Genomic DNA, 22,142 nt, shown 5'->3' with positions numbered 1-22,142 from the left:
GTTCCGGGCGGCGCCCGAGCGCGGGAGGTCCGTTTCGCTCAGGGGCGTGTCCTGGCCCACTGGACGTCGTCCAGGCGGGTGCCCCCGGGGCCGGGCAGCAGCCCCTTGACGAGGTGCTCCCGGGTGAATCCCGCCCGTTCGAGCACGCGGTGGGAGGCCGTGTTGCCCGGCGAGGTCCCGGCGACGATCCTTCTCAGCGGCGTGTTCGCGAACGCCCACTCGACCAGCAGGTTCGCCGCCCGCGTCACCAGGCCCCTGCCGCGGAAGCCGGGACGGAGGCTGTAGCCGAGCATCGCCTGGCCGAGCGGCGGGATGACGCCGGTGAGCTGGATGTCCCCGGCGAACTCGCCGGTCGCCGCGTCCCTGATGACGATGTCCGCCCGCTGGCCGGTCAGCCACCGGTGCCCGGCGTACCGGCAGACGACCTCGGCGTCCGCGTACTCCGGCTGTGCGGGCGGCACGTGCGAGTCCATCACGTCGGGCACCGAAGCCAGCGCGAAATAGTCCGCCGCGTCGGCGGTGGTCAGCGGCGTGAGCCGGACGACGCCGTCGGTGAGCGAGCCGCCGGGGAACCCTCCGGGGAAGAACGGCAGGAACGGCGCGATCGGGTCGCCGGGGTCGGTGCTCAGCCGCCCGAACACCGCCAGGTCGGCGCGGACCTCCCCACGGGTGGAGCCGGCCGCGCGCAGCACGCCCTCGTGCGTGAAACCGCACCGGTGGGCGACCTGCTGGCTCGGGACGTTGTCCACCTCGGCGATCAGCGAGATGCGGGGGACGCCCCGGGCGAAGGCCCGCTCGGCGAGCACTCGCACGGCGGCCGTGACGACGCCGCGCCCGCGGGCCCAGGGCGCGAGCCAGTAGCCCACCTCCGTCGCGCCGAACCGGTCCGGCGGCTTGAGCCCGGCGGTGCCGAGCACCTGGTCAGTGGCGGCGTCGGCGATGAGGAAGTCGGCGCCGCCGTTCTCCCAGGTGCCGGGGACGACCTTCGTTATCCACGTCAGCGCGTCGTCACGCGTGTACGGCGAGGGAACGAAGGGGATGAACCTCGCGATCTCAGGGTCGGCGCAGGCTCGGGCGATCTGGTCGGCGTCCCCCTCGACCGGCAGGCGCAGAACGGCCGGCCCGGCAGGGATCGCCTCGTGGGGCAACATGTCCCATTGTTACCAGCAGTGACACCGCACCGGCCAGGTCTTTTCCCGGCCGTCGCCGCTCCCCGTCCGGGCAAATCTCGTCGGTCGCGGCACCCCGTGCCCCTCCCTCCGATCTTTGCCCTGTCGCGTCGCCCAGAGCGGCACCTCGCCGCGTTGTCGCCCCACCCACGAAGATTCCTCGCAAGCTCGGAATCTCCGCGGGGCCCGGGAAGGTCGCCCATAGCTCCGCTATGGCCTCCTCCTCCGCCTTGCGATGCACCACTCCGGACACCGCTTCGTCCGGGCGAATCTCGTCGGTCGCGGCACTAGCCTTTTCGGCATGGGTTTTCGCAGGCACGGCCCGTTCCGGGCCGGAGATCAGGTCCAGCTCACCGACCCCAAGAACAAGCGGCACACGGTGACGCTGAAAGAGGGCGGCGTCTTCCACACGCACAAGGGGTCGATCCCGCACGACGACCTGATCGGACAGCCCGAGGGGTCCGTGGTGCGGTCCTCCGGCGGCACGGCCTACCTGGCGTTCCGGCACCTGCTCGCCGACTACGCGGTGTCGATGCCGCGCGGCGCCGCGGTGGTCTACCCGAAGGACGCGGCCCAGATCGTCGCCATGGCCGACATCTTCCCCGGCGCCCGGGTGGTCGAGGCCGGCGTGGGGTCCGGCGCGCTCACCTGTTTCCTGCTGCGCGCGGTCGGCCAGGAGGGGAAGGTCACCTCCTACGAGCGGCGCGCGGACTTCGCCGAGGTGGCCACCAAGAACGTGGAGAAGTTCTTCGGCGGCCCGATGGGGCAGTGGCGCCTGGTGGTCGGTGACTTCGTCGACGCGCTGGACGAGGCGGACGTGGACCGCGTCATCCTCGACATGCTCGCGCCTTGGGAGTGTGTTGACGCGGCGGCGAAGTCCCTTACCCCTGGGGGAGTTATCTGCTGCTATGTTGCGACAACGACCCAGATGTCCAGAACGGTGGAAACCCTGCGAGAGCACGGGAGTTTCACCGAGCCTCACGCGTGGGAGACCCTGGTTCGCGACTGGCATGTCGAAGGTCTCGCCGTACGGCCCGACCACCGGATGGTCGGCCACACGGGATTTCTCGTCATGGCCCGTCGCATGGCGGACGGCGTCACGCCCCCGCCGCGGCGCAGGCGTCCCGCCAAGGGGGCGTATGGAGAGGGGATCGAACAAGTGTGACGATTCAGCCACAACCCGGCAAAGCCGCGTGACACGGGAACATATGGGTGTGTTCCTAATGGTGAACCGAACAATCGGTCCATAAGGTATCAAACGCCGAACACCCAACGTAACTACACGAACACTGCCCGGCCAGGTTACGTACAGCGCCAAGATAGGTAGGGTCTTGAGTAGTCGTTCTCGACGGGGAAGGAGGTGACGGGGCGTGGCAGCTCGCGACGACGCTGAGGCTCGAGCCGCGCAGCGCGAACGGGAGGTCGCGGATCTCACAACACAGGTCTCCTTCCTGCAAGAGGAGATCACCGCGTTGCGCCGGAAGCTGGCCGAGTCTCCCCGGCAGGCCAGGGTCATCGAGGAGCGTCTCCACGAGGCGCAGGCACAGGTGGCCGCCCTCACAAGCCAGAACGAGCGTGTGGTCTCCACCCTCAAGGAGGCCAGGGATCAGATCGTCGCCCTCAAGGAGGAGGTCGACCGGCTGGCACAGCCGCCGTCCGGATTCGGCGTTTTCCTCGAGGCCAGGGATGACGGCACGATCGAGGTGTTCACGGGCGGGCGCAAGCTCCGTGTGAACGTCAGTCCGGCGGTCGACGTCGACTCGCTCAAGCGTGGCCAGGAGGTCATGCTGAACGAGGCGCTCAACGTCGTCGAGGCCCTCGGCTACGAGGACGTCGGCGAGATCGTGATGCTCAAGGAGTTGCTGGAGAGCGGCGACCGCGCGCTCGTCATCTCGCACGCCGACGAGGAGCGGGTCGTCAAGCTCGCCCACTCGCTGCTGGACCAGCCGCTGCGGGCCGGCGACTCCCTCCTGCTCGAACCCCGTTCCAACTACGTCTACGAACGCATCCCCAAGTCCGAGGTGGAGGAGCTCGTCCTCGAGGAGGTCCCCGACATCTCCTACGAGGAGATCGGCGGCCTCGGCCGGCAGATCGAGCAGATCAGGGACGCCATCGAGCTGCCCTACCTGCACGCCGACCTGTTCCGCGAGCACAAGCTCCGGCCGCCGAAGGGCGTGCTGCTGTACGGCCCGCCCGGCTGTGGCAAGACGCTCATCGCCAAGGCGGTGGCCAACTCCCTGGCCAAGCAGGTCGCGGAGAAGACCGGCCAGTCCGGCAAGAGCTTCTTCCTCAACATCAAGGGCCCCGAGCTTCTCAACAAGTACGTCGGTGAGACCGAGCGGCACATCCGCCTGGTCTTCCAGCGGGCGCGTGAGAAGGCGTCCGAGGGCACCCCGGTGATCGTGTTCTTCGACGAGATGGACTCGATCTTCCGCACCCGCGGCTCCGGTGTGTCCTCCGACGTCGAGAACACCATCGTCCCCCAGCTCCTCTCGGAGATCGACGGTGTCGAGGGCTTGGAGAACGTCATCGTCATCGGCGCCTCCAACCGCGAGGACATGATCGACCCGGCGATCCTGCGGCCCGGCCGCCTGGACGTCAAGATCAAGATCGAGCGGCCCGACGCCGAGGCGGCCAAGGACATCTTCTCGAAGTACATCGTCAGCGACCTGCCGCTGCACCCGGACGACCTGACCGAGCACGGCGACAGCCGCGACGGCACGATCGCCGCGATGATCCAGCGGGTCGTCGAGCGGATGTACGCCGAGAGCGAGGAGAACCGCTTCCTCGAGGTGACCTACGCCAACGGCGACAAGGAAGTCCTCTACTTCAAGGACTTCAACTCCGGCGCCATGATCCAGAACATCGTGGACCGGGGCAAGAAGATGGCCATCAAGGAGTTCCTCGACACCGGGCAGAAGGGCCTGCGGATCTCGCACCTGCTGGCCGCCTGCGTGGACGAGTTCTCCGAGAACGAGGACCTGCCCAACACCACCAACCCCGACGACTGGGCCCGCATCTCCGGCAAGAAGGGCGAGCGGATCGTCTACATCCGCACCCTCGTGCAGGGCAAGCAGGGCACCGAGGCCGGGCGGTCGATCGACACGGTCGCCAACACCGGCCAGTACCTGTAGCACCCCGGCTCCGGCCGGACCGGTGCCATCGAGGAGCGGCGCGACCCCGGGTCGCGCCGCTCCTCCGGCTTTCCGGGCCCTTTCCGGCGCCGGTACACGGACAGGCGGCAGCAGGCGGGACAAAAGCGACCTTTCGTGACGATCGTGATCCGAGGGAACCGAAACCCGGAGTGATCACGTCAAAGAAGGCATGATCTTCCTTGGCTCGCGCGGGTGACCGCTGTGGGACAGCCTGTAAGACAGCCGGTGCGCCGGTCCGATCCGGCCTCGGCAGCGCCGGACGCGGTCCCCGCCCGGGCCGCCGCCGCGACCGTCCGAAGCCGCCGCCTGGTCGAGCTCGACGTCCTGCGCTTCGTGGCCGCCTTCGCCGTCATGGCCTTCCACTTCATGGCGGCCAGCAAGTCGCTGTGGGACGAGTTCCCCACCAAGCTGTTCGAGCCGGTCGCCCGCCTGACCACGCTGGGCATCCTCGGCGTCGAGCTGTTCTTCCTCATCAGCGGGTTCGTCATCCTGATGAGCGTCTGGGGGCACACGGTCGGGGAGTTCGCCGTCTCCCGGGTGTCGCGGCTGTATCCGGCGTACTGGTTCGCCGTGCTCGTGATCTTCATCATGTACCGCTTCAGCGGGGTCGCCGGGTTCGACCCCAAGCTCGGCGACGGTGAGTACCTGCTCAACCTGACCATGTTCCAGGGGGCCTTCGGCGTGGGCCACGCCGGCGGCGTCTTCTGGTCCCTCTGGGTGGAGCTGCGGTTCTACGTCCTCGTGGCGCTGTTCTCCCTCGTGGGGATCACGCTGCGGCGCTGCCTGGTGTTCCTGGCGGCCTGGTTCGGCCTGGCGCTGCTGGCCGAGTTCACCCAGAACGAGACGCTGGTCTTCGTCTTCATGCCGCGGCAGGCGCCGTACTTCATCGCGGGCATGGCCTTCTTCCTGATTCACCGCTTCGGGGTGCGTTCGGGGGCTTTCGTCCCGTGGCTGCTCGTGGCCGCGGGCTACGGAATGTCCCTGTACGCCGCCATGGAGCGCGTGGGGGAGCGGGTGCGCCTGGTCGGCGTCAAGCATTACCCCGCGCCCCCTGAGGCCGTCGTCGTCGCGATCACGGTCGTCTACCTCCTGATGGCCGCGGTCGCCCTCGGTTGGCTGCGGTGGGTGCGCTGGCGTCGCCTCGTCACCCTGGGGGCCCTCACGTATCCGCTCTATCTCCTGCACCAGACGGTCTCGGCCGTCGTGATCCCCGCGTACCGGGACGTGATCGACCCGTGGCCGCTGGTCGCGATCACGATGGCGGTCTCGATCGGGCTCGCGTACCTGATCTACCGTATGGTGGACAAGCCCGGTCAGCGCTGGCTTCGTGCCAGGCTGGGGGCCCTGCTCGACCGCTCCCGGAGGTCCCACCCCCGGGGCCGCGGGGGTACCTCCCGGACTGCGACGGCCATTCCGGCGCAAAGTCCCGAGGCATCTGTGCCGTAACTGTTCGGTAGCAGGGCATAGAGAAAGGGCTAGGCTCGGATATGGACTACGACGGCCTGAAGCAGGCGGGGTGCGAATGACGGTTCGGCGGGTGATGGGCATCGAGACCGAGTACGGCATCGCCGTGCCCGGTCAACCGGGAGCGAACGCGATGGTGACCTCCTCACAGGTCGTCAACGCGTACCTGGCGGCGTCGGCCGCCCGGGCTCGCCGGGCCCGGTGGGACTTCGAGGAGGAGAACCCGCTCCGCGATGCCCGAGGGTTCGACCTGGCCCGTGAGGTGGCCGACCAGAGCCAGCTCACCGACGAGGACCTCGGGCTCGCCAACGTGATCCTCACGAACGGCGCGCGCCTCTACGTCGACCATGCCCACCCGGAGTACTCCACACCCGAGTGCACCAACCCCCGGGCCGCGGTGCTCTGGGACAAGGCGGGCGAGCGGGTGATGTACGACGCCGCCGTGCGGGCGTCCGCCGTGCCCGGCAACGCCCCCATCCAGCTGTACAAGAACAACACCGACGCCAAGGGCGCGTCGTACGGCTGCCACGAGAACTACCTCATGCGCCGCGCGACACCGTTCGCCGACATCGTCAGGCACCTCACGCCGTTCTTCGTGTCGCGGCAGGTCGTCTGTGGCGCGGGCAAGGTCGGCATCGGCCAAGACTCGCGCGGCGAGGGCTTCCAGATCAGCCAGCGGGCCGACTTCTTCGAGGTCGAGGTCGGGCTGGAGACCACGCTCAAGCGGCCGATCATCAACACCCGCGACGAGCCGCACGCCGACCCGGAGAAGTACCGGCGGCTGCACGTGATCATCGGCGACGCCAACATGTCGGAAATTTCGACATATTTGAAGCTGGGCACGACGGCGCTGGTCCTGGCGATGATCGAGGAGGGGTTCCTCACCATCGATCTGACCCCCGAGTCGCCGGTCGCGGCGCTGCGCGCGGTCTCCCACGACCCGACCTGCAAGTACGAGATCGCGCTGCGCAACGGGCGGAAGATGACCGCCGTGCAGTTGCAGATGGAGTACCTGGAGCAGGCCCGCAAATACGTCGAGGATCGCTTCGGCTCGGGCGTGGACGACCTCACCAAGGACGTGCTCAACCGCTGGGAGTCGGTGCTCACCCGGCTCGCGGAGGACCCGATGCAGTTGTCCCGGGAGCTCGACTGGGTCGCCAAGCTGGAGATCCTGGAGGGCTACCGCACCCGCGACAACCTGCCGTGGTCGCATCCGCGGCTGCAACTGGTCGACCTGCAGTACTCCGACATCCGCCCCGACCGCGGCCTGTACAACCGGCTGGTCGCCAGGGGCCGAATGCAGCGCCTGGTCACCGACGAGGACGTCGACCGCGCGGTCGAGATGCCGCCCACCGACACCCGGGCCTACTTCCGCGGCCGGTGCCTGCGGCAGTACAGCGAGTCGGTCGCCGCCGCCTCCTGGGACTCGGTCATCTTCGACATCCCGGGCCGTGAGTCACTGCAGCGCGTGCCGACCCTGGAGCCGCTGCGCGGCACCAAGGCACATGTGGGGGACCTGCTCGACCGGTGCCGTACGGCCGCCGACCTCGTCGCCGCCCTCACCGGCGAGGGCTGAGCGAGACCGGCGCCGGCCGGTGACCCGATCAGCCGTGCCGGGTGATCCGGGGGACCGGCACGCCGCCGGCGCAGCGCACCTCGATCTCGAGCCTGCCCTCGTCCGAGTCGAACTTCACCCGGGCGCGGTCGTCCGGCCCCGGGTCGACGTCGTCCACCTCGAAGCCCTGCGCCGGGGTCCACGACTGGAGCCGGACCAACCCGCCGTCGCACCGGGCGATCAGGCTGCCCGCGCCCGTGGAGACGAGCCTGCGTCCCGTCACGGGCGCGGCGCTCGGCGTCACGCCTCCGGACGCGTCCACCGGGGCCGCACCGGCCCTCGCCGAAGGTCAGGGATGGCGGTCAATGGCGACCAACATGTCCACCTGGTATCGATCCAACTCAAGGTTGACCCAGTCTTCCCCGGAGCGGATCTGGTGAAAGCGAAACGTGGCGGCGGTGTCGTTCGCGTTGATAACGCATCGGACGGGAACTGGCTCTGGTAGGGCTTGGATAAGATCAAACAGGCCATCCGCTACAACCAGGCCGAGCCGCAGCAACATGATCTGATCCTCATACCTGATCTGAGGTCGTCCATCATCGTTGATCGCCACAGGTACCGGCGCATAGTCCTCCAGATGAAAAGCGTTGACATTGCACTCATAGCCGGTCAGATCCTGCCAGCCCATCTCGGCGATCGCTGCCGACGCAGAAGTCGGCGCGGCCACCCACTGGCCAACGTGCTCAGCGAATGTCAGTGCGCCTTCGTTGTACGTGAGCCCCTGGGCGAGCTTGTCACGTAGAGCCTGACTGACAACTGGAACGGCGGATGTCGGATCGGCAAGTGCCAGCGGTTGAAGCGCAGACGCCGCCGCCTCGTTCATACGGATAGTGAGCACCGGCGTACGGTAGCGACCTCGGCGGTGGTTCACCAGTTTGGGAGTTCTCGGCGCACCATCGACGAACCTGCTAAAACGCTGGTGAGAGGACATGCCGGGCTGTCCGCGAGGCCCCGTGAATCCCCCTCGCTGGCTCCCGGTTCTGGCACGTCTATGGCACGGCCCGCCGCTTCCTCGTGTACGTCAGCCCATGTGAGCGTTCTGCGACAGGATGCCTGACCATGGGACTCAATATCGCCGTGGGCATCCTCGCCGACCCCGAGCTGGACGACGCGGCCGACGAGCTCGGTGAAGACTTCTCGGCGATCCGACAGGCACTGGCGGAAGCTGGGCTTCCCGACTGGGCGGAGCCTGGACCTCGATCCCGCCGAGACGGGCTATTTCGAGATGTACGGCTACAGCGGGCTGCACTGTCTCCGCCGTCTGGCCGTCCATCTGACCGAAAAGGGAGTGCTGCCCGCTCGGCAGGACACACAGGAGGCCGCAGACGACCCCCTGCTGGCCGAGGTCTACACCCGTCACCCCCATCATGCGGTGGAGATCGGCGACCCGGTCAGGGCGATCGGCTCAGCCGAGGGCACGTCTGACCGCTTCGATCATCTGGTACACCACAGCGACTGCGAAGGCTTCTACGTGCCCGTCGACTTCGCACCGGTACTCATCGACGAAAGAGTCACCGGTGAGTACATCGGCTCGTCCCAGCGGTTGCTGGAGGAGTGCCGGCGCGTCGCCGAGCGGCTCGGCCTGCCAGAGGACCTCGACCCGTGGTCGGATGAGATCGAGGAAGCCCTTGAGGGCGCGAGGGCAGCCTTGGAGGGCTGGCACCAATACGGCGTGGAGTCATTCACCTGCTTGCAGCTGATGGCCGCGGCCCGTCACTCAATCGCGACAGGTGCTGCGATGGTCTTCTGCTGACTCCGCTGGCCAGAAGGGTGCGGGCAGCGACGCCCCTACCGGTGGCGTGGGCGGCGGCCAGCAGCCAGACGACGCCACCATCCGCACCTCCCTCACCCGGAGCCTGCGTGATCGCGGCCATGCCGTCTCCTCCGCCTCCACCGCCCTCGCCGGCCTGCGGTCCGTCGTCGAGGACCGCCCCGACCTGATCGTGCTCGACCTCGGCCTGCCCGACATGGACGGCGCCGACGACTGCGTGGTCAAGCCCTACAGCGTCGCGCGACTCGACGCACGCATCCGCGCCGTGCTGCGCCGGGTCGACACCGGGCGTACGGACACCTCTCTGACGGTGGGGACGCTGCGCGTGGACGCGGGCACCAGGGAGGCGACGCTCGACGGCGCGGCGCTGGACCTGACGCCGCGGGAGTTCGACCTGCTGCACTATCTGGCGGCCCGGGCCGGGCAGGTCGTCACGAAGCGCGAGTTGCTCACCGGGGCCTGGCGCGTCCCCTACGGGGGCACCGACAAGACGGTCGACGTCCACCTCTCCTGGCTGCGCCGCAAACTCGGCGAGACCGCCCAGCGACCGCGCCATCTCCAGACGGTCCGCGGGGTGGGCGTGCGCCTGACCGCGCCGCCTTCACCCGGGGAGTGAGCCGATGAGGCGCTGGCTCGCCGCCCTTGTCGCGGCGACCACGTCGCTCGTCCTGGTGTCGCTGCTGGTGCCGCTGGCGTTGCCGGTGCGGTCGGTGGCGCACAGCGAGGCCGTCGCCTCCGCAACCCGGGCCGCCGAGTCCGTCGCGGTGGCCGTCGGCGCGGTGGACGAGGAGACGTTGCCGAACGGCCACGTCCCGATGAGAGCTCACGGGGCGTTGACTTTGTCTCAAGGTATGTCTCATGATGTTGCTACAAATCTTGCGACAAAGGAGGGGTTATGGCCCATGAACCGTTACCGGACGCCGGCCCGTCGGCGCGTGCCGCCGATCTGCGACTGGCGGGCGAGTGGCTGGACCGGCACGGCCTGTCCGGTGCCCGCCCGACCCCGCTGCTGGCCAGCCGGCTGGCGGTCCGGGGACGTGCCCGCCTCGCCGCTCACCTCATCCTGGCCGTGCTGATCATCGCGAGTGCGCTCGCCGCCACTTCCGCCTTCGGCGGCTTCCAGTCGCATCGCCCGGTGCCACTGCTGGCCCTGACCGCGTTCGTGGCCGGGCTGCTGCTCGCACAGTCGCTGCTCGACTGGTGGGTGCGACGCGTCGATCAGCGGGCAGGCGCGATGCTGTGCCGCAGGGCCGCCCATCCGATCCAGCCCGGCTGGCGGGCTGTGCTCGGCCTGCCGTACGCCGTCTTCGCGGTCGCCACGTTCGCCGGCGCGATGACGCTGGCCGGGAGCGCCCTGGCCGTTCCCGACCCCACCGTGCGGCAGCTGGCCGTCGTCCTGCTGATCGGCCTGCTCGGCGTGACAGCCATCACCGCCGTGCAACTGCGCCACCTGCTGCGGCGCCCGGTGGTGGCCGAGGACGAGGAGTCGCTGACCGCCGACGTCATCATGCGCGTCGAGGACGCCCGCGACCTCACCACGCCGAGCGTGCAGTGGTCGCTGCCCATGGTGCTGCTGTTCGGCACCGCGCCGGGCTGGTTGAGCGCCGCTGCGGTCGCCAACGTGATCTTGGGACTGGTCGCGTGCGTCGCGCTCCGCGTCAGGACGCCGTCGAGCGCGACGGTGGCCCGGCGGGTGATGAGCGTCCGATGATCGTCATCGACGCGGCCTCGCCGGTTCCGCCGTTCGAGCAGCTGCGGGCCCAGCTCGCCCGGCAGATTCAGGATCGCACGCTGGCCGTGGGCACCCGCCTTCCGACCATCCGCCAGCTCGCGGCCGACCTCGGCCTGGCCGTGAACACGGTCGGCCGGGCGTACCGGGAGCTGGAGGAGGCAGGGCTGATCGAGACGCGCGGGCGGGCGGGTTCGTTCGTGTCGGCCGCTGGCGAGGATGGCCTGGAGCGGGCCCGCCGGGCCGCCGCCGACTACGCGGCCGTGGTCGCCAGCGTCGGCATCGACATGGGCGAGGCGATCCGCATCGTGCAGGCGGCTCTGACATCCGGCGCGGTGACACCGGCCTCGTCATGACCGTGACCCGGCCGCGGGGCCGCGCCGCCGAAGTAGCTGCCGATCAGAAAGCGTCCCGTCGGCCGCGCGCGGCCGGGCGTCCTCGGCGCGGCGGGCGGCAGTGCCGGCGAGCGCATGGGGTGAGAAGCCAGTACTCCACGCGGCTGCGCCTCCTACACGCGGGCCCGCACCGCAAGGTCACCCAGCGGGTACGCAACCGGCCGCCCGGACAACGGGAAGACCGCGCGCAGCCTCGCGCCCGGGCTGTGCGGGACCACCTGGAGGGTCCCCCCGTGAGCCCGCGCGATATCCCGGGCGATCGGCAGCCCCAACCCCGAGCCCCCCGTGTCCCGGGTGCGGGCGTGGTCCAGGCGGGTGAATCGGTCGAAGACGATGGTGTGGTGTTCCGGGGGGATACCGGGGCCGTCGTCCACGACGTCGAGGACGGCGTGGTCGTCCGGAGACGTGAGGGTGACGTGGACTGACGTGGAGGCGTGCCGGACCGCGTTGTCGACGAGGTTCGCCACAAGGCGGCGGAGTTGGTCGGCGGAGCCGTTGACGAGCAGGTCGGGGGTGAGGTCGAGGTACACGTGGACGTCCGGACGAGGGCGTTTGCGGACGGCCTCCTCGGCGACGACCTGGGCCAGGTCCAGTTCCTCGGCCCGCGACAGGGGTTCGCCGGCGTCGAGCCGGGCCAGCAGGAGGAGGTCGGCGGAAAGGGACTGGAGGCGTGCGACATCGTCCAGTGCCGCAGTCGCCAGCGGCTTCTCGGCGGGCAGGGCCAGCTCCAGCCGGGTGCGCAGGATCGCCAGTGGGCTGCGGAGTTCGTGTGCGGCGTCGGCGACGAACTGCCGCTGCGCGTCGACGGCGGTCTGCAGCCGGTCGAGGGTCGCGTTGACGGTACGGGCCAGTGCCGCGATCTCGTCTCGGGTGTCCGGTTCCGGCACGCGTTCGTGCAGGCCGTACGCGGTGATATCGGCGACCTTCGCCCTGATCGCGGAGACCGGCCGTAGCACGCGGCCGACCGCCAGCCAGGTGAACAGCGCGACCACCGTGAGGAGCGCCGGAACTCCCGGGATCAGCAGGTTCCTCAGCGTGGTCATCGCCGCCAGGGCGGGTGCCCTGGAGGCCTTACCGAGGACCGTGACCGGGCCGTCCTCGGTCTCGAACGTCCGTCTGACCACGAGCACGGCCTCGTCGGGTAACGCGGGGCCGTCGTCTTCGCCGGTGGCAGCCGAGCCCGGCATCGGTCCCTTCCCGCCCGGCGGCACCGCTCCCTTCTCGAGCGGTGGCACCATTCCCTTTCCGTACCCCGGGTCACCCGGCCCCGACTCCGCCTTCAGATGTCGCAGCTGTTCCTTGGCGTCGTTCGCCGCCAACTCCTTGGTGGAGGCCGTCAGGCTCGAGTCCAGCGCGGCGAACAGCGCGATCGAGGCCAGGCAGAGCGCCGCCGCCACCGCGGCGGTGGCCGTCAGCGTCGTGCGTAGACGTACTCCCATGTCAGCCCTCCAGCCGGTAGCCCACGCCCCGCACGGTCTTCAGCGTCGTCCGTCCGAACGGTTTGTCGATCTTGCGACGCAGCGCGCTGATGTAGACCTCGACGACGTTCGAATCGCCGTCGTACGCGAAGTCCCACGCCTGGGCGAGCAGCTCGGACTTGGTCACCACCTCGCCCGCATGCCGGGTCAGGCAGTGCAGGATCGCGAACTCCTTGGGTGTCAACGCGATCTGTATGTCCCCGCGACTGCACCTCAGCCCCGCCGGATCGACCCGGAGATCCCCGATGGTCAGCACCGTCGGCCGCTCCCGCACCTTGCGCCGGGCCAGTGCCCTGAGTCGCGCCAGCAGTACGACATACGAAAACGGCTTGGTCAGATAATCGTCCGCGCCGATGTCCAGTGCCTCCGCCTCGTCGTACTCTCCGTCCTTCGCGGTCAGCATGAGGATCGGCGTCCAGTTCCCGGCCTCCCGCAGCTTCGCGCAGACCCCATAGCCGTGCAGCAACGGCAGCATCACATCCAGCACGATCACGTCGTACGAATGCTCGGTCGCCATCCACAGGCCCTCGCGCCCGTCGTAGGCGAGATCGACCGCGAAGCCCTCTTTGGTCAGGCCGTCTTTGAGCAGCTCGGTCAGCCTGCGTTCGTCTTCCACCAGAAGTAGGCGCACGTCAACAGGGTGAAGGTGCGTACCTAAGGTGAACATGAAGATCATCTTTTACCTCTTCAGGCTCGCTTCAGGTGTAGGGGCCCAAACTGCTGAGCGTTCCGTCAACCGATCACGGGCAGCCCCCCACGGGCAGCCGATCTAGGGGAGTGACCAGCAGAATGAAGAAGAGGAGCATGATCCTCGCGGGGGTCGTCATGACGGTGGGCCTCGGCATCGGCGGCGCCACGGCCACGGCCGCGTCCGCGACCTCCACCGGCGCCCCGAAGCCGGGGGTCGCCTGCGCCGTGAAGGGCGGGCCGATGGCCATGGGGGAGGGCAAGACCACCGTCAAGGTCGACCAGGACGGCAAGGTCTTCGTGGACGGCAAGGAGGTCCCGAAGAGCAAGCTGCGCACCCTCTGCAAGCGGCCTCCGCTGCCCGGCAAGGGCGTCACCTGCATCATGAAGGCCAAGGGAGGCAAGTTCAGGGGGGACAAGTTCAGGGGCGGCAAGGTCTTCGTGGACGGCAAGGAGCTCCCGAAGAGCAAGCTGCGCACCCTCTGCAAGGAGCCCCCGCTGCCCGGCAAGGGCGTCACCTGCGTCGTGCACGTCAAGGGCGACGAGAGCGGCGAGTTCGGCAGGAGCGACGAGAAGGTCTACGTCGGCGGCAAGCCGGCCCCGGAGGGCAAGGCGCACTTCAAGTGCCCCCTGCCCAAGGAGCTCGGTGAGGGCATGGATGACGTGCACTTGGGGGACGACGCCCCGGTGACCGTCACGCCGAACTGACACACGACTCGCCGCAGGCGCTGACCACTCCGTGCGAACGTCCCGCCTTATCGCGACGGCCTTGATCTAGAGGTCGATGACGACCTTGCCGTGCACGTGCCGGCCGGCCTGGAGCTCGGCCGCGCGGCGGATCTGCTCGACCGGGAAGCTCGCCGCGATAGGCACCCGGAGCCGGCCCGCCGCGACCAGGCGGGCGACCTCTTCCAGGGCGCCGGGGGAGGCGTTCGCGCCGTTGGCCGTCGACACGCCGTCGACTTGCGCGGCGATGGTGCAGATGCGGCCGTCCGGGACGCCGAGTTCCCTTGCGGCGTGCACTGTCTCCGTCCCGTGCAGGTCGATGGCGGCGGTGACACCGCCGGGAGCGAGGGCTCGGACCCGGTCGGCCAGGCCGTCGCCGTAGGCGACCGGCCCGGCTCCGAGATCGCGCAGGAAATCGGATGATGTCGCCGATCCCATCCCGATCACGCGCGCTCCTGCGATCCGGGCCAGCTGGACAGCGAACACCCCGACCCCGCCCGCCGCGCCGCCGATCAGCACTGTGTCGTCCGGGCCGGGGTCGACCACGGCGAGGGCGGCGGATGCCGTGCGGCCGGCGATCGTGAGGGTGGCGGAGACATCGCCGCCTCCCTCATCGGCATCTTCACCGTGGCCCCCGGCGCGGGCATGAAGCCAAGGCCGGTCGCCTGCTGGACCTCCTGATGGACGGCCTCCGGCCCGCCGCCCGGCCGGCCTGAGCCCGGATCGAGGCGGCTAGGACTCCAGTGACACATTGAGATCATGGTTGGGATCTGCGCTGTGCCGTGACCGGAAACGATCACGCCCCCCGGACCGCTGTTTCCCACCACTCCGGTGTGACGCCCCGGCCTGGCTAGGCTGAACGCATGACTGATGCGGCGGGACGGGTCGAGCCGTCCGGGGTGTGGGCCACAGCCTTGGGCGTGGCCCGGGTGAGGGCGATGGAGACGGCACGCGAGCAGCCGCTGTTCCGGGACCCGCTGGCCCTGGCCTTCGCCACGGCCGGCGGGAGAGGCCCTGGGGCGCCGCCGCCCCCGCACGCGGACGAGGCGGCGCGGCGTCGCCGGCTCGCTGTAGCCTTCTCGATCGTCATCCGGACGAAGTTCCTGGACGACCTGCTGGACCGGGCGGTCGCGTCCGGCGTCCGGCAGGTCGTGCTGCTCGGAGCCGGGATGGACAGCAGGGCCTTCCGGATGGATTGGCCTGCGGGGACCCGGCTGTTCGAGGTCGACACGGCCGAACCGCTGGGCTTCAAGGCGTCGGTGCTGCGTCAGGAGCGGGCCGTTCCGCGTTGCGAGCGGATCACCGTCCCGATCGACCTGCGCGAGGACTGGCCCGGCGCCCTGGCCGCGGCCGGGCACGATCCGGCGCAGCCGACGGTGTGGATCGCCGAAGGACTGCTGATCTATCTGCCCGAGGACGCGGTGCAGTCGCTGCTCGAACGGGTCGGCGCGCTGTCCGCCGCAGGCAGCAGGATGGGCCTGACACTGGGCTCGCCCGGTGTGATCGAACGCTTCCGCGGGGACGCCATTCCGGGATCGGCAGCGTCGATGTGGGTCTGGGAGATGCCGGAAGACCCGGTTGGCTGGCTGGACGGCCTCGGCTGGGAGGCGGAGACCTTCACCCTTCGTGAGCGCGCCGAGGCCTACGGGCGTCCGGTGCTCACCCCGTCGCAGCAGGACGAGGGCGTCGGCGGACTGGTCTCGGCGGTGCGCGCGGCGCACTGAGCACGATGAAGGCCGGCCCCCACATGTGGCGGGGGCCGGCCTTCGACTGTAGCGAACCTCGGGGCATGACACAGACAACCAAGATCGCTCTCGCCGCCGCCGTCACCCTCGCCGCCCTGGCCGCCGGGGGCACCGCCGTCGCCGCCGCCGCGCCCGCCCCTCTCTCCTCGATCGCCTCGGCCTCCGTCTCTCAGACCTCGGTCACCCGGAGCCAGGCGATCGCGATCGCGACCGGGCGGATCGTCAAGTTCCGCGCCCACCACGACGACTGATCACAGGAAGGCGGGCACGGGCGGCTTCCCCGGCGGCGTACCCGGGGGAGTCGTCCGGCGAATCCCGTCCCGCGAAGCCGGAGGCCTGGCCGGACGGAGGCTACGGAAGGCGCGGAGGCCCGGGCCGGCGGGGCCCGGTCGTGGGGGCGGGCCAGTAGGGATTGTCCCGGCGACGCGACTCCACCTCGTGGAAGCGCCCGGTCGTGAGCTCCCCGGGTGCCAGAGGCCACCCGTGGCCGGAGGAGCGGCCGTAGGGGTGCGCCCCGCTCGGCTTGGGCGCGGTGCGGCTGGGCAACTCGCCGGCCGTACGGCCCGGCGTCGCCGCCGGGATGCCCTGCCGCCGCAACACGTCCACGAGCACATGCATCGCCTGGTCGACGGTGAGCCGTTCGTCCGGGTCGTGCCGCAGCAGGCCCTCGATCAGCGGTCGCAGGAGGCCCGCCCGGCGCGGCGGCTCCGGCTCGCGGCCCAGCAGCGCCGCGGCCGGCAGCGGCTCCGTGGTCGGATAAGGCGGCCGCCCCTCGACCCCGCAGTACAGCGTGGCGCCGAACGACCACAGGTCGGCGGCGGGGGCCAGGCCCTTCCCGCGCAGCCGCTCGGGGGCGAGGTAGGCGCCTGACCGCGCCACGGGCACGGTCGTCGACCCGCCGGGATCCCGGTCGAAGGCGGCGATGCCGAAGTCGGTCAGCACCACCCGGTCCTCGGTCAGCATGACGTTGGCGGGCCGGATGTCCCCGTGGACGACGCCCATCGCGTGCGCGTGCCGTACGCCCGACAGGAGCTGGAAGCCCACCCAGGCGGCCCAGTGGACCGGCAGCCGGCCGAGGTGGCGGACGGTGGCGCCCAGTGTGAGGCCCTGCAGGAGCTCTGTCACGATCCAGAGCCGGCCCTTGTCCTCCAGCAGGTCGTGCACGGTGATGACGGCCGGGTGGCTGAGCCGGGCCGCGGAACGGGCCTCCCGCAGCGCCTGCCGGCGGGCGGCCGGCAGGTCGGCCACGTCCACCCGGTACGGCGGCTGCACTTCCTTGATCGCGACGTCGCGCTTGAGGCGGAGATCGTGTGCCTGCCACATGATTCCGCCGCCGTCACGATGGAAGGGCGTCAGCAGCTTGTACCGATCCGCCAGCAGTTGCCGTGCGTGCGATGCCATCGACCACCCGTGCGCTAGGTCGTGCCGTGATCCATCAATTGTCGTCCCGGACGCGGTCGCTCTGCGCCGAAAGGCGGCCACGGGGAGTGTGAGGTCGATAACGATCCGGTCTAACGAAGACGGTTCCCGTGGGCCGGCATCGCCCGCCGCAGGGCCGAATCCCCGCGCGTTTGCCTTCCCGGCGTTCACCGGGTTGTCTGGCCACAGTGGCCGGGCCGAAGATCGCACGCTCTTTCGCGCGCATTGTCGGTCGGTTCGGGGAAGATATGGGGAGAGGCGTCCCCCCGAGCAGCGGAGGTGTCAGGGATGGCGACCAAGGAGACCGGCGGCCAGAAGCAGACAGGGCGCCAGGAGCACGAAGTCGAAGAGACCGAGGCGCAGGCGTCCCCGGACGTTCAGGAGCGCCACGAGAAGCTCACCGACGACGTGGACGCGATCCTGGACGAGATCGACGAGGTCCTCGAGGAGAACGCGGAGGAGTTCGTCCGTTCCTACGTGCAGAAGGGGGGGCAGTAGCCCCGGCGGGAGGCGTCCGGGCCGGTGGCGGCCGCCGGGGGACCTTCCCCCGGCAGGGCCGCCGCCGGGCCCGGAAACTCCGGCTGAACGCGCCCTCGCCGTCGCGCCGCGATGACCGGCGCGCGAAGCCGCCCTCGGCGACGTTGCGGCAGAAGGCGATGCGGTAGACGATGACGCGGCAAACGACGCGGTAAGCGAGGCCGGCAGGCGTCGGTTCCACCGGCCCCGTGAAGGTGGCCCCGTTGGGGTGACGCCGCGCAGGTGGGTGACGCCGTGCAGGCCGGGCGTCAGGCTCTGCCGAGATGAACGGTCGCGATCTCGAACGGATTCAGCGGGACGCGCACCGACCGCCACGACCCAGGGGACCTCGCGGGCCCCTGTCCGTCCGCCCCATCGCCGGGGAACACATCGTCGCGGGACACCTCCAGAGGGCTCAGGGGAGAGCCCAGCACGCCGGCCGTCCAGGCCGCGGTGAAATCTCCCCGGACGACCGCCTCGGTGGCCGTGTGATGCTCGGCCACCAGGCGGACCTCCAGCCGTCCGTCCCGCTCGCGCAGGGCGGCCATCATGACGCCGTCTCCGCTGATCGCGACGCGACCGCCTTCGCCCGGGCCGTCCCCGTCCCCCGCCTTGGCGCCGGTGCCCGACACGGCGAGCAGGTCGTGGCGGAACTCCTCGGCGAGCCTCGGCAGCCCGGCCTCGTGCCACTCGCCCGCGTACGGCAGGACGGCGAAGCGCACGGCCAGCGGCCCCTGGCACTGGGCGGCCGGGGTGGGCACCTCGGGCCCGGCGGGCTCGTCGCGGTAGGGGTTGCGGTTCCTGGACAGGTAGCCGACGGACCGCACGAGCGTCAGCGCCATCTCGGTCCCGTCCCCGCCGATCTCGTCCCTGACGATCTCGTATTCGGTGACGTGGTCGAGCAGCACGGCCAGGCCGCCGGCGGCGGCGAAGGACTCGGCGGGGAAGGTCGGGATCGGGCGTTCGCCGCCCCCGCCCTCGGCCGCCAGGCCGCGCCGCACCACGGCGAACTGTCCTTCCGCGTACGACTCGGCCGCCGCGCGGGGCAGCGGCGCGTGCCAGCGGACGCGGTGGTCGCGGCAGCGCACGTCCATCGTGATCTCGCACCGCGCGAACGGCTCGCCCGCCCTGAGCTCCACCCGGGTCGTGACGGCCGTGGGCACGGTCTCGTCGGAGTCGTCGCCGAGGCCGGCCGGCCAGTCGTACACCCGCGTGATCTCGTACGCGCCGGTCAGCGGGCCCGCGCAGACCTCCTCGACGAGGACGCGGGAGGGCCGGTCGAGGAGCCGGTCGTCCGGCGGGGGCGCGTGGTTGTAGGTGTCCCCGGCGTCCCCGCCGTGGACGATCCGCCCGACGCCGTGGACCTCGGCCCCGTCCGCGCCGCGCAGCGAGAGCGTCCCGTCGCCGGCCACGCGCACTCGCAGCAGCCCGTTGTCCAGCACCGGCTCGAATCCGTACGGATCGGTCCTCAGGGTGTTCGCGACGGGGGCGGGCCGGCCGGGCGCGGGCGGACGGGCCGTGAGGACGGCACGGCCGAGCGGCGGCACGGTGACCAGCGCGGCCACGGTGACCACGGGCTCGGCCACCGTGCGGACGACCCACGGCCCGGGACCGGCCTCCAGGACCGCCCGGCGCAGGTCCTCGTAGGCGTACGCGCCGGAGGCGTGCCTGCTCACGGTGACGGTGAACACGCCGTCCCCGGCATGCCAGGAGACGATCTCGTGGCCGTACAGTTCCCGCTCGTGGACGCGCCCGAGAAGCCGGGAGAGGTCGTCCATGACGGTCTCGTCGAGCAGGGTCGGAGCGTGTTCGAGCCGCTGGACGGGGACGGCCCGCCCCGAGGCGTCCGCCAGGGACGCGCGGTCCTCCGGCAGGTCGGCGAGCACCAGGCCGGTCCGCTCGAACGGGGACGGGTTGACGACCACGAGCGCGCCCTTCGGCGCGGCCTCGGCGAGGGACGCCGCGACCAGGTCCACGACCGCCTGGGCCGTCTGCCCGGCCTCGGCGATCCTCGCGGCCACCTGCTGGGCGGTCTCGTCCGAACCGCACCCGGTGACCGAGTCGTGCCCGCTGCACGCGATGACCGACCGCCAGGCCATGTCGATGAGGCGTTCACCGGCGGACCGGTCGGCGAGCCACAGCGCCGACAGCGGTTCCGCGTAGCGGGTGAGGACCCGCTCGGCGCGGGCCATGGCCTGCTTCAGCGGCACCCGGGCCGAGATCACGCCGGGCAGGATGTTGGCCCGCGCGTGCGAGCGCAGCTCGCCCGCCACCCGCGGCACCTCTCCATCCGCCGGATCACGGGTCAGGGCCTCGGCGAGGGTGGCGACGCGGAGCCCCGACGCGGTGATCTCGCGGGCGGGCGCCGAGTGGTCCGCGCCGTACATCGCCAGCAGGGTGTCACCGGCCGCCCAGCCCTCCGCCGTGGAGACGAAGGCCGTCACGCGGTCGGGCATGCCCTCGGCCGGGCCGGTGAACAGGCCGAAGGCGTTGCCGTACCCGCCGGGCAGATATCCGGTCCTGATCGTGGTGCCGTCGGCGCCGGTCCAGTCGAAGGCGTCGCGGTCCACGTGCGCGGGCACGCCGCGCCACAGGCACGCCAGGCGCAGCCCCGCCAGCGCCAGCATCTGCGGCATCTGGGCGCAGTGGCCGAACTGGTCGGGCAGGTAGCCGACGGGCATCGCGCCGCCGAGCGCGGCGGCGCCCCGCATGCCGTACTCCAGGTTGCGCAGCAGGGTCTCGCCCGAGCACAGGAACTCGTCGGCGAGGATCAGCCAGGGCCCGACGGCCAGCCGTCCCTCGGCGACGAAGCGGGCGACGTCGCCGCGCCGCGCGGGCCGGATCTCGAGGTAGTCCTCGATCGCCGCGAGCTGGCCGTCCATCGTGAAGCGGTAGGCGGGGTCGTCGGCCATGGCGTTCAGGACCTCGTCGAGCACCCGCACCAGCCCGACCCGGAACCGCTGGAAGGGCAGGTACCACTCCCGGTCCCAGTGCGTGTGCGGGACCACCACGATCCTGTCGCTATCTGCTGAGGCTCTCCTCGGCGTGACCGCTGGCTCCACTCCCGCCCTCCTCGGCGTAACTGCTGTCGGCCCCGGCGGTCGCCTCCCGCGGGGCGCCGGTGACCTCCTGGGCGCACTCTCCGCCGATGGGGATGCCCGCCCACCGCGCGTATCGGTGCACGATCCGCTGCGCCGTGACGATATCCTCCAGGGCCCCGTCGAGTCCGGTGAGCGGCGGTTCCTCCTGGGTGACGAAGCGGTGGAAGGCGCGCAGCTGGCGTTCGAACGCCTCGGCGACGTCCTCGTTGACGACCGTCCGCTCGGTGGTGCCGACGCGGCAGGTGACCGTCAGCCGGGTGGGCGCGTTCAGCAGATAAGGGGAGGGGAAGCGCAGCTCCAGCGAGCCGTGCTCGTGGTGCAGCGTCATGACCTCGTGGTAGGCCGGGTAGCTCGGCAGGTAGTGCCAGCGGATGCCATACCTGCCGGAGCATTCGCCTCCGAGCGTCCCGCTCACCTCCAGGGACGGCGGGAACGCCTCCACCGGCCACACGGCCACGTGGTCCACCGTGTCGGGAGACCCCGTGAACAGCCGCATCAGCGACAGCTCGTGGCACAGGCTGCTCAGCAGCACCTCGGCGTACAGCCGCCGCAGCCGCTCCGACGGCGTGCCGAGCGCGGCGGTGAGCGCCCGCTCGTCGGCCTCCGCGTAGGGGGCCACCCGCTCGGGCGCGGGATGCCCGGGCCGCGCCCGGGCGAACAGCAGCTGCGACTCCTCCGACGGGTGCAGCACGGTGGCGTCCAGGTGGCGGACGACCTCCGGCCCGCCGGCCTCGTGCAGCGCCTCCAGCAGCCGCTGGGAGGCCGGGTCGTACTGCTTCATGTAGCCGGCCATCAGCCGTTCGCCGGAAAAGCCGCTCAGCTCGGCCCGGCTGTAGGCGAGGGGCTTCTCGCACAGCACCCACAGGCCGCGTTCGAGGGCGGCCCGCACCAGCGGCCCGTGAGACCCCGGCGTGAGCACGATCAGCGCGTCGAACCCGCCCCTGTCGAGCATCGCCAGCGGGTCGTCGTACGCCGGGACGCCCGCCTCCCGGCCGACCGCCTCCGCGTGCCCGCGGTCGAGGTCGCACACGGCCGCGACCCGGAACAGGTCGCGCCGCCGCGCGAGCAGGGGCAGGTAGACGACCTGCGCGACCACGCCCAGCCCGGCGATGCCCACCTTCACCGTCTCCACGTCCTCACCCTCCTCCGCTCGGCGACCTGCCCTGCACCTC

21 protein-coding genes are annotated in these 22,142 nt (G+C 70.8%); 12 read left to right on the top strand and 9 right to left on the bottom strand.

What is annotated here, in order from left to right; translation table 11 throughout:
* Positions 1-38: 38 nt before the first annotated feature.
* Positions 39-1,151: a GNAT family N-acetyltransferase gene (locus tag HHX35_RS29610; RefSeq protein ID WP_182901962.1), complete on the bottom strand. Its 1,113-nt coding sequence runs from the start codon at positions 1,149-1,151 to the stop codon at positions 39-41.
* Positions 1,152-1,470: 319 nt separating this feature from the next.
* On the opposite strand from HHX35_RS29610, the gene HHX35_RS29605 reads away from it, so the two are divergent.
* The 4 genes from HHX35_RS29605 (at position 1,471) to dop (ending at position 7,364) form a co-directional block, all read left to right on the top strand.
* Positions 1,471-2,334 (top strand): tRNA (adenine-N1)-methyltransferase, encoded by an 864-nt coding sequence (locus HHX35_RS29605; RefSeq protein ID WP_139572988.1) that lies wholly within the window; start codon positions 1,471-1,473, stop codon positions 2,332-2,334.
* A gap of 205 nt (positions 2,335-2,539) precedes the next feature.
* Positions 2,540-4,303, top strand: coding sequence for a proteasome ATPase (gene arc, locus HHX35_RS29600; RefSeq protein WP_182901961.1), 1,764 nt, complete (start codon positions 2,540-2,542; stop codon positions 4,301-4,303).
* 213 nt (positions 4,304-4,516) lie between these two features.
* A complete protein-coding gene (locus HHX35_RS29595) occupies positions 4,517-5,770 on the top strand; it encodes an acyltransferase (RefSeq protein ID WP_310739384.1) in 1,254 nt (417 codons plus the stop codon).
* A gap of 76 nt (positions 5,771-5,846) precedes the next feature.
* Positions 5,847-7,364 (top strand): depupylase/deamidase Dop, encoded by a 1,518-nt coding sequence (gene dop / locus HHX35_RS29590; protein ID WP_139573226.1) that lies wholly within the window; start codon positions 5,847-5,849, stop codon positions 7,362-7,364.
* Between the two features lie 28 nt (positions 7,365-7,392).
* On the opposite strand, the gene HHX35_RS29585 is transcribed toward dop, so the two are convergent.
* Positions 7,393-7,665, bottom strand: a complete 273-nt coding sequence (locus tag HHX35_RS29585; RefSeq protein WP_182901960.1) for a hypothetical protein — start codon at positions 7,663-7,665, stop codon at positions 7,393-7,395.
* A gap of 27 nt (positions 7,666-7,692) precedes the next feature.
* Positions 7,693-8,241 (bottom strand): hypothetical protein, encoded by a 549-nt coding sequence (locus tag HHX35_RS29580; RefSeq protein ID WP_182901959.1) that lies wholly within the window; start codon positions 8,239-8,241, stop codon positions 7,693-7,695.
* Positions 8,242-8,529: 288 nt separating this feature from the next.
* On the opposite strand from HHX35_RS29580, the gene HHX35_RS29575 reads away from it, so the two are divergent.
* The 4 genes from HHX35_RS29575 to HHX35_RS29560 all read left to right on the top strand — a co-directional run bounded on the left by HHX35_RS29575 (position 8,530) and on the right by HHX35_RS29560 (position 11,259).
* Positions 8,530-9,156, top strand: a complete 627-nt coding sequence (locus HHX35_RS29575; RefSeq protein WP_182901958.1) for a hypothetical protein — start codon at positions 8,530-8,532, stop codon at positions 9,154-9,156.
* A 46-nt stretch (positions 9,157-9,202) separates the two neighbouring features.
* Entirely contained in the window at positions 9,203-9,790 is a 588-nt protein-coding gene (locus HHX35_RS29570; RefSeq protein ID WP_182901957.1) for a response regulator transcription factor, read from the top strand.
* A gap of 279 nt (positions 9,791-10,069) precedes the next feature.
* Positions 10,070-10,885 (top strand): hypothetical protein, encoded by an 816-nt coding sequence (locus HHX35_RS29565; RefSeq protein WP_182901956.1) that lies wholly within the window; start codon positions 10,070-10,072, stop codon positions 10,883-10,885.
* The gene (locus tag HHX35_RS29560) at positions 10,882-11,259 is read left to right on the top strand and encodes a GntR family transcriptional regulator (RefSeq protein ID WP_182901955.1); all 378 of its coding nucleotides are present in this window, start codon (positions 10,882-10,884) and stop codon (positions 11,257-11,259) included. Before HHX35_RS29565 ends, HHX35_RS29560 begins: the two co-directional genes overlap by 4 nt.
* Positions 11,260-11,411: 152 nt before the next feature.
* Here the strand turns inward: HHX35_RS29560 and HHX35_RS29555 are convergent, their stop codons facing one another.
* Positions 11,412-12,737, bottom strand: a complete 1,326-nt coding sequence (locus HHX35_RS29555; RefSeq protein ID WP_182901954.1) for a cell wall metabolism sensor histidine kinase WalK — start codon at positions 12,735-12,737, stop codon at positions 11,412-11,414.
* A 1-nt stretch (position 12,738) separates the two neighbouring features.
* Positions 12,739-13,452 carry a response regulator transcription factor gene (locus HHX35_RS29550; RefSeq protein WP_259405517.1) on the bottom strand — a complete coding sequence of 238 codons (714 nt, stop codon included), beginning with the start codon at positions 13,450-13,452 and terminating at the stop codon, positions 12,739-12,741.
* A 113-nt stretch (positions 13,453-13,565) separates the two neighbouring features.
* On the opposite strand from HHX35_RS29550, the gene HHX35_RS29545 reads away from it, so the two are divergent.
* On the top strand, positions 13,566-14,171 hold the full coding sequence (locus tag HHX35_RS29545; RefSeq protein WP_182901953.1) for a hypothetical protein: 606 nt from the start codon (positions 13,566-13,568) through the stop codon (positions 14,169-14,171).
* A 66-nt stretch (positions 14,172-14,237) separates the two neighbouring features.
* Here HHX35_RS29545 and HHX35_RS29540 read toward each other — a convergent pair whose 3' ends face one another.
* Positions 14,238-14,675 (bottom strand): zinc-binding dehydrogenase, encoded by a 438-nt coding sequence (locus tag HHX35_RS29540; protein ID WP_310739408.1) that lies wholly within the window; start codon positions 14,673-14,675, stop codon positions 14,238-14,240.
* 377 nt (positions 14,676-15,052) lie between these two features.
* Between HHX35_RS29540 and HHX35_RS29530 the strand changes: the two genes are divergently transcribed.
* Together HHX35_RS29530 and HHX35_RS29525 are read left to right on the top strand one after the other, a co-directional pair.
* Positions 15,053-15,913 (top strand): class I SAM-dependent methyltransferase, encoded by an 861-nt coding sequence (locus HHX35_RS29530; protein WP_182901952.1) that lies wholly within the window; start codon positions 15,053-15,055, stop codon positions 15,911-15,913.
* Between the two features lie 65 nt (positions 15,914-15,978).
* Positions 15,979-16,185, top strand: a complete 207-nt coding sequence (locus tag HHX35_RS29525) for a hypothetical protein (protein ID WP_182901951.1) — start codon at positions 15,979-15,981, stop codon at positions 16,183-16,185.
* A gap of 100 nt (positions 16,186-16,285) precedes the next feature.
* Here the strand turns inward: HHX35_RS29525 and HHX35_RS29520 are convergent, their stop codons facing one another.
* Complete coding sequence (locus tag HHX35_RS29520) at positions 16,286-17,335, bottom strand: serine/threonine-protein kinase (RefSeq protein ID WP_182901950.1); 1,050 nt, start codon at positions 17,333-17,335, stop codon at positions 16,286-16,288.
* Between the two features lie 306 nt (positions 17,336-17,641).
* Here HHX35_RS29520 and HHX35_RS29515 point away from each other — a divergent pair, with 306 nt between their 5' ends.
* Positions 17,642-17,851: a ubiquitin-like protein Pup gene (locus HHX35_RS29515; protein ID WP_079315247.1), complete on the top strand. Its 210-nt coding sequence runs from the start codon at positions 17,642-17,644 to the stop codon at positions 17,849-17,851.
* Positions 17,852-18,138: 287 nt separating this feature from the next.
* Here the strand turns inward: HHX35_RS29515 and HHX35_RS29510 are convergent, their stop codons facing one another.
* Both HHX35_RS29510 and HHX35_RS29505 read right to left on the bottom strand, forming a co-directional pair.
* Positions 18,139-20,880 (bottom strand): alpha-mannosidase, encoded by a 2,742-nt coding sequence (locus tag HHX35_RS29510; RefSeq protein ID WP_310739381.1) that lies wholly within the window; start codon positions 20,878-20,880, stop codon positions 18,139-18,141.
* Positions 20,881-20,890: 10 nt separating this feature from the next.
* Complete coding sequence (locus HHX35_RS29505) at positions 20,891-22,102, bottom strand: Gfo/Idh/MocA family oxidoreductase (RefSeq protein ID WP_310739380.1); 1,212 nt, start codon at positions 22,100-22,102, stop codon at positions 20,891-20,893.
* Positions 22,103-22,142: the final 40 nt, after the last annotated feature.

The organism is Microbispora sp. H10830, assembly GCF_014161375.1.
GTDB classification, from domain to species: domain Bacteria; phylum Actinomycetota; class Actinomycetes; order Streptosporangiales; family Streptosporangiaceae; genus Microbispora; species Microbispora catharanthi.
This window is presented reverse-complemented; position numbering and strand designations above follow the sequence as displayed.

Coding starts and splice junctions, on each gene's coding strand:
- HHX35_RS29610 (WP_182901962.1), bottom strand. CDS start 1,151: ATGTTGCCCCACGAGGCGATCCCTGCCGGGCCGGCCGTTCTGCGCCTG.
- HHX35_RS29605 (WP_139572988.1), top strand. CDS start 1,471: ATGGGTTTTCGCAGGCACGGCCCGTTCCGGGCCGGAGATCAGGTCCAG.
- dop (WP_139573226.1), top strand. CDS start 5,847: ATGACGGTTCGGCGGGTGATGGGCATCGAGACCGAGTACGGCATCGCC.
- HHX35_RS29565 (WP_182901956.1), top strand. CDS start 10,070: ATGGCCCATGAACCGTTACCGGACGCCGGCCCGTCGGCGCGTGCCGCC.
- HHX35_RS29560 (WP_182901955.1), top strand. CDS start 10,882: ATGATCGTCATCGACGCGGCCTCGCCGGTTCCGCCGTTCGAGCAGCTG.
- HHX35_RS29555 (WP_182901954.1), bottom strand. CDS start 12,737: ATGGGAGTACGTCTACGCACGACGCTGACGGCCACCGCCGCGGTGGCG.
- HHX35_RS29550 (WP_259405517.1), bottom strand. CDS start 13,452: ATGATCTTCATGTTCACCTTAGGTACGCACCTTCACCCTGTTGACGTG.
- HHX35_RS29545 (WP_182901953.1), top strand. CDS start 13,566: ATGAAGAAGAGGAGCATGATCCTCGCGGGGGTCGTCATGACGGTGGGC.
- HHX35_RS29530 (WP_182901952.1), top strand. CDS start 15,053: ATGACTGATGCGGCGGGACGGGTCGAGCCGTCCGGGGTGTGGGCCACA.
- HHX35_RS29525 (WP_182901951.1), top strand. CDS start 15,979: ATGACACAGACAACCAAGATCGCTCTCGCCGCCGCCGTCACCCTCGCC.
- HHX35_RS29520 (WP_182901950.1), bottom strand. CDS start 17,335: ATGGCATCGCACGCACGGCAACTGCTGGCGGATCGGTACAAGCTGCTG.
- HHX35_RS29515 (WP_079315247.1), top strand. CDS start 17,642: ATGGCGACCAAGGAGACCGGCGGCCAGAAGCAGACAGGGCGCCAGGAG.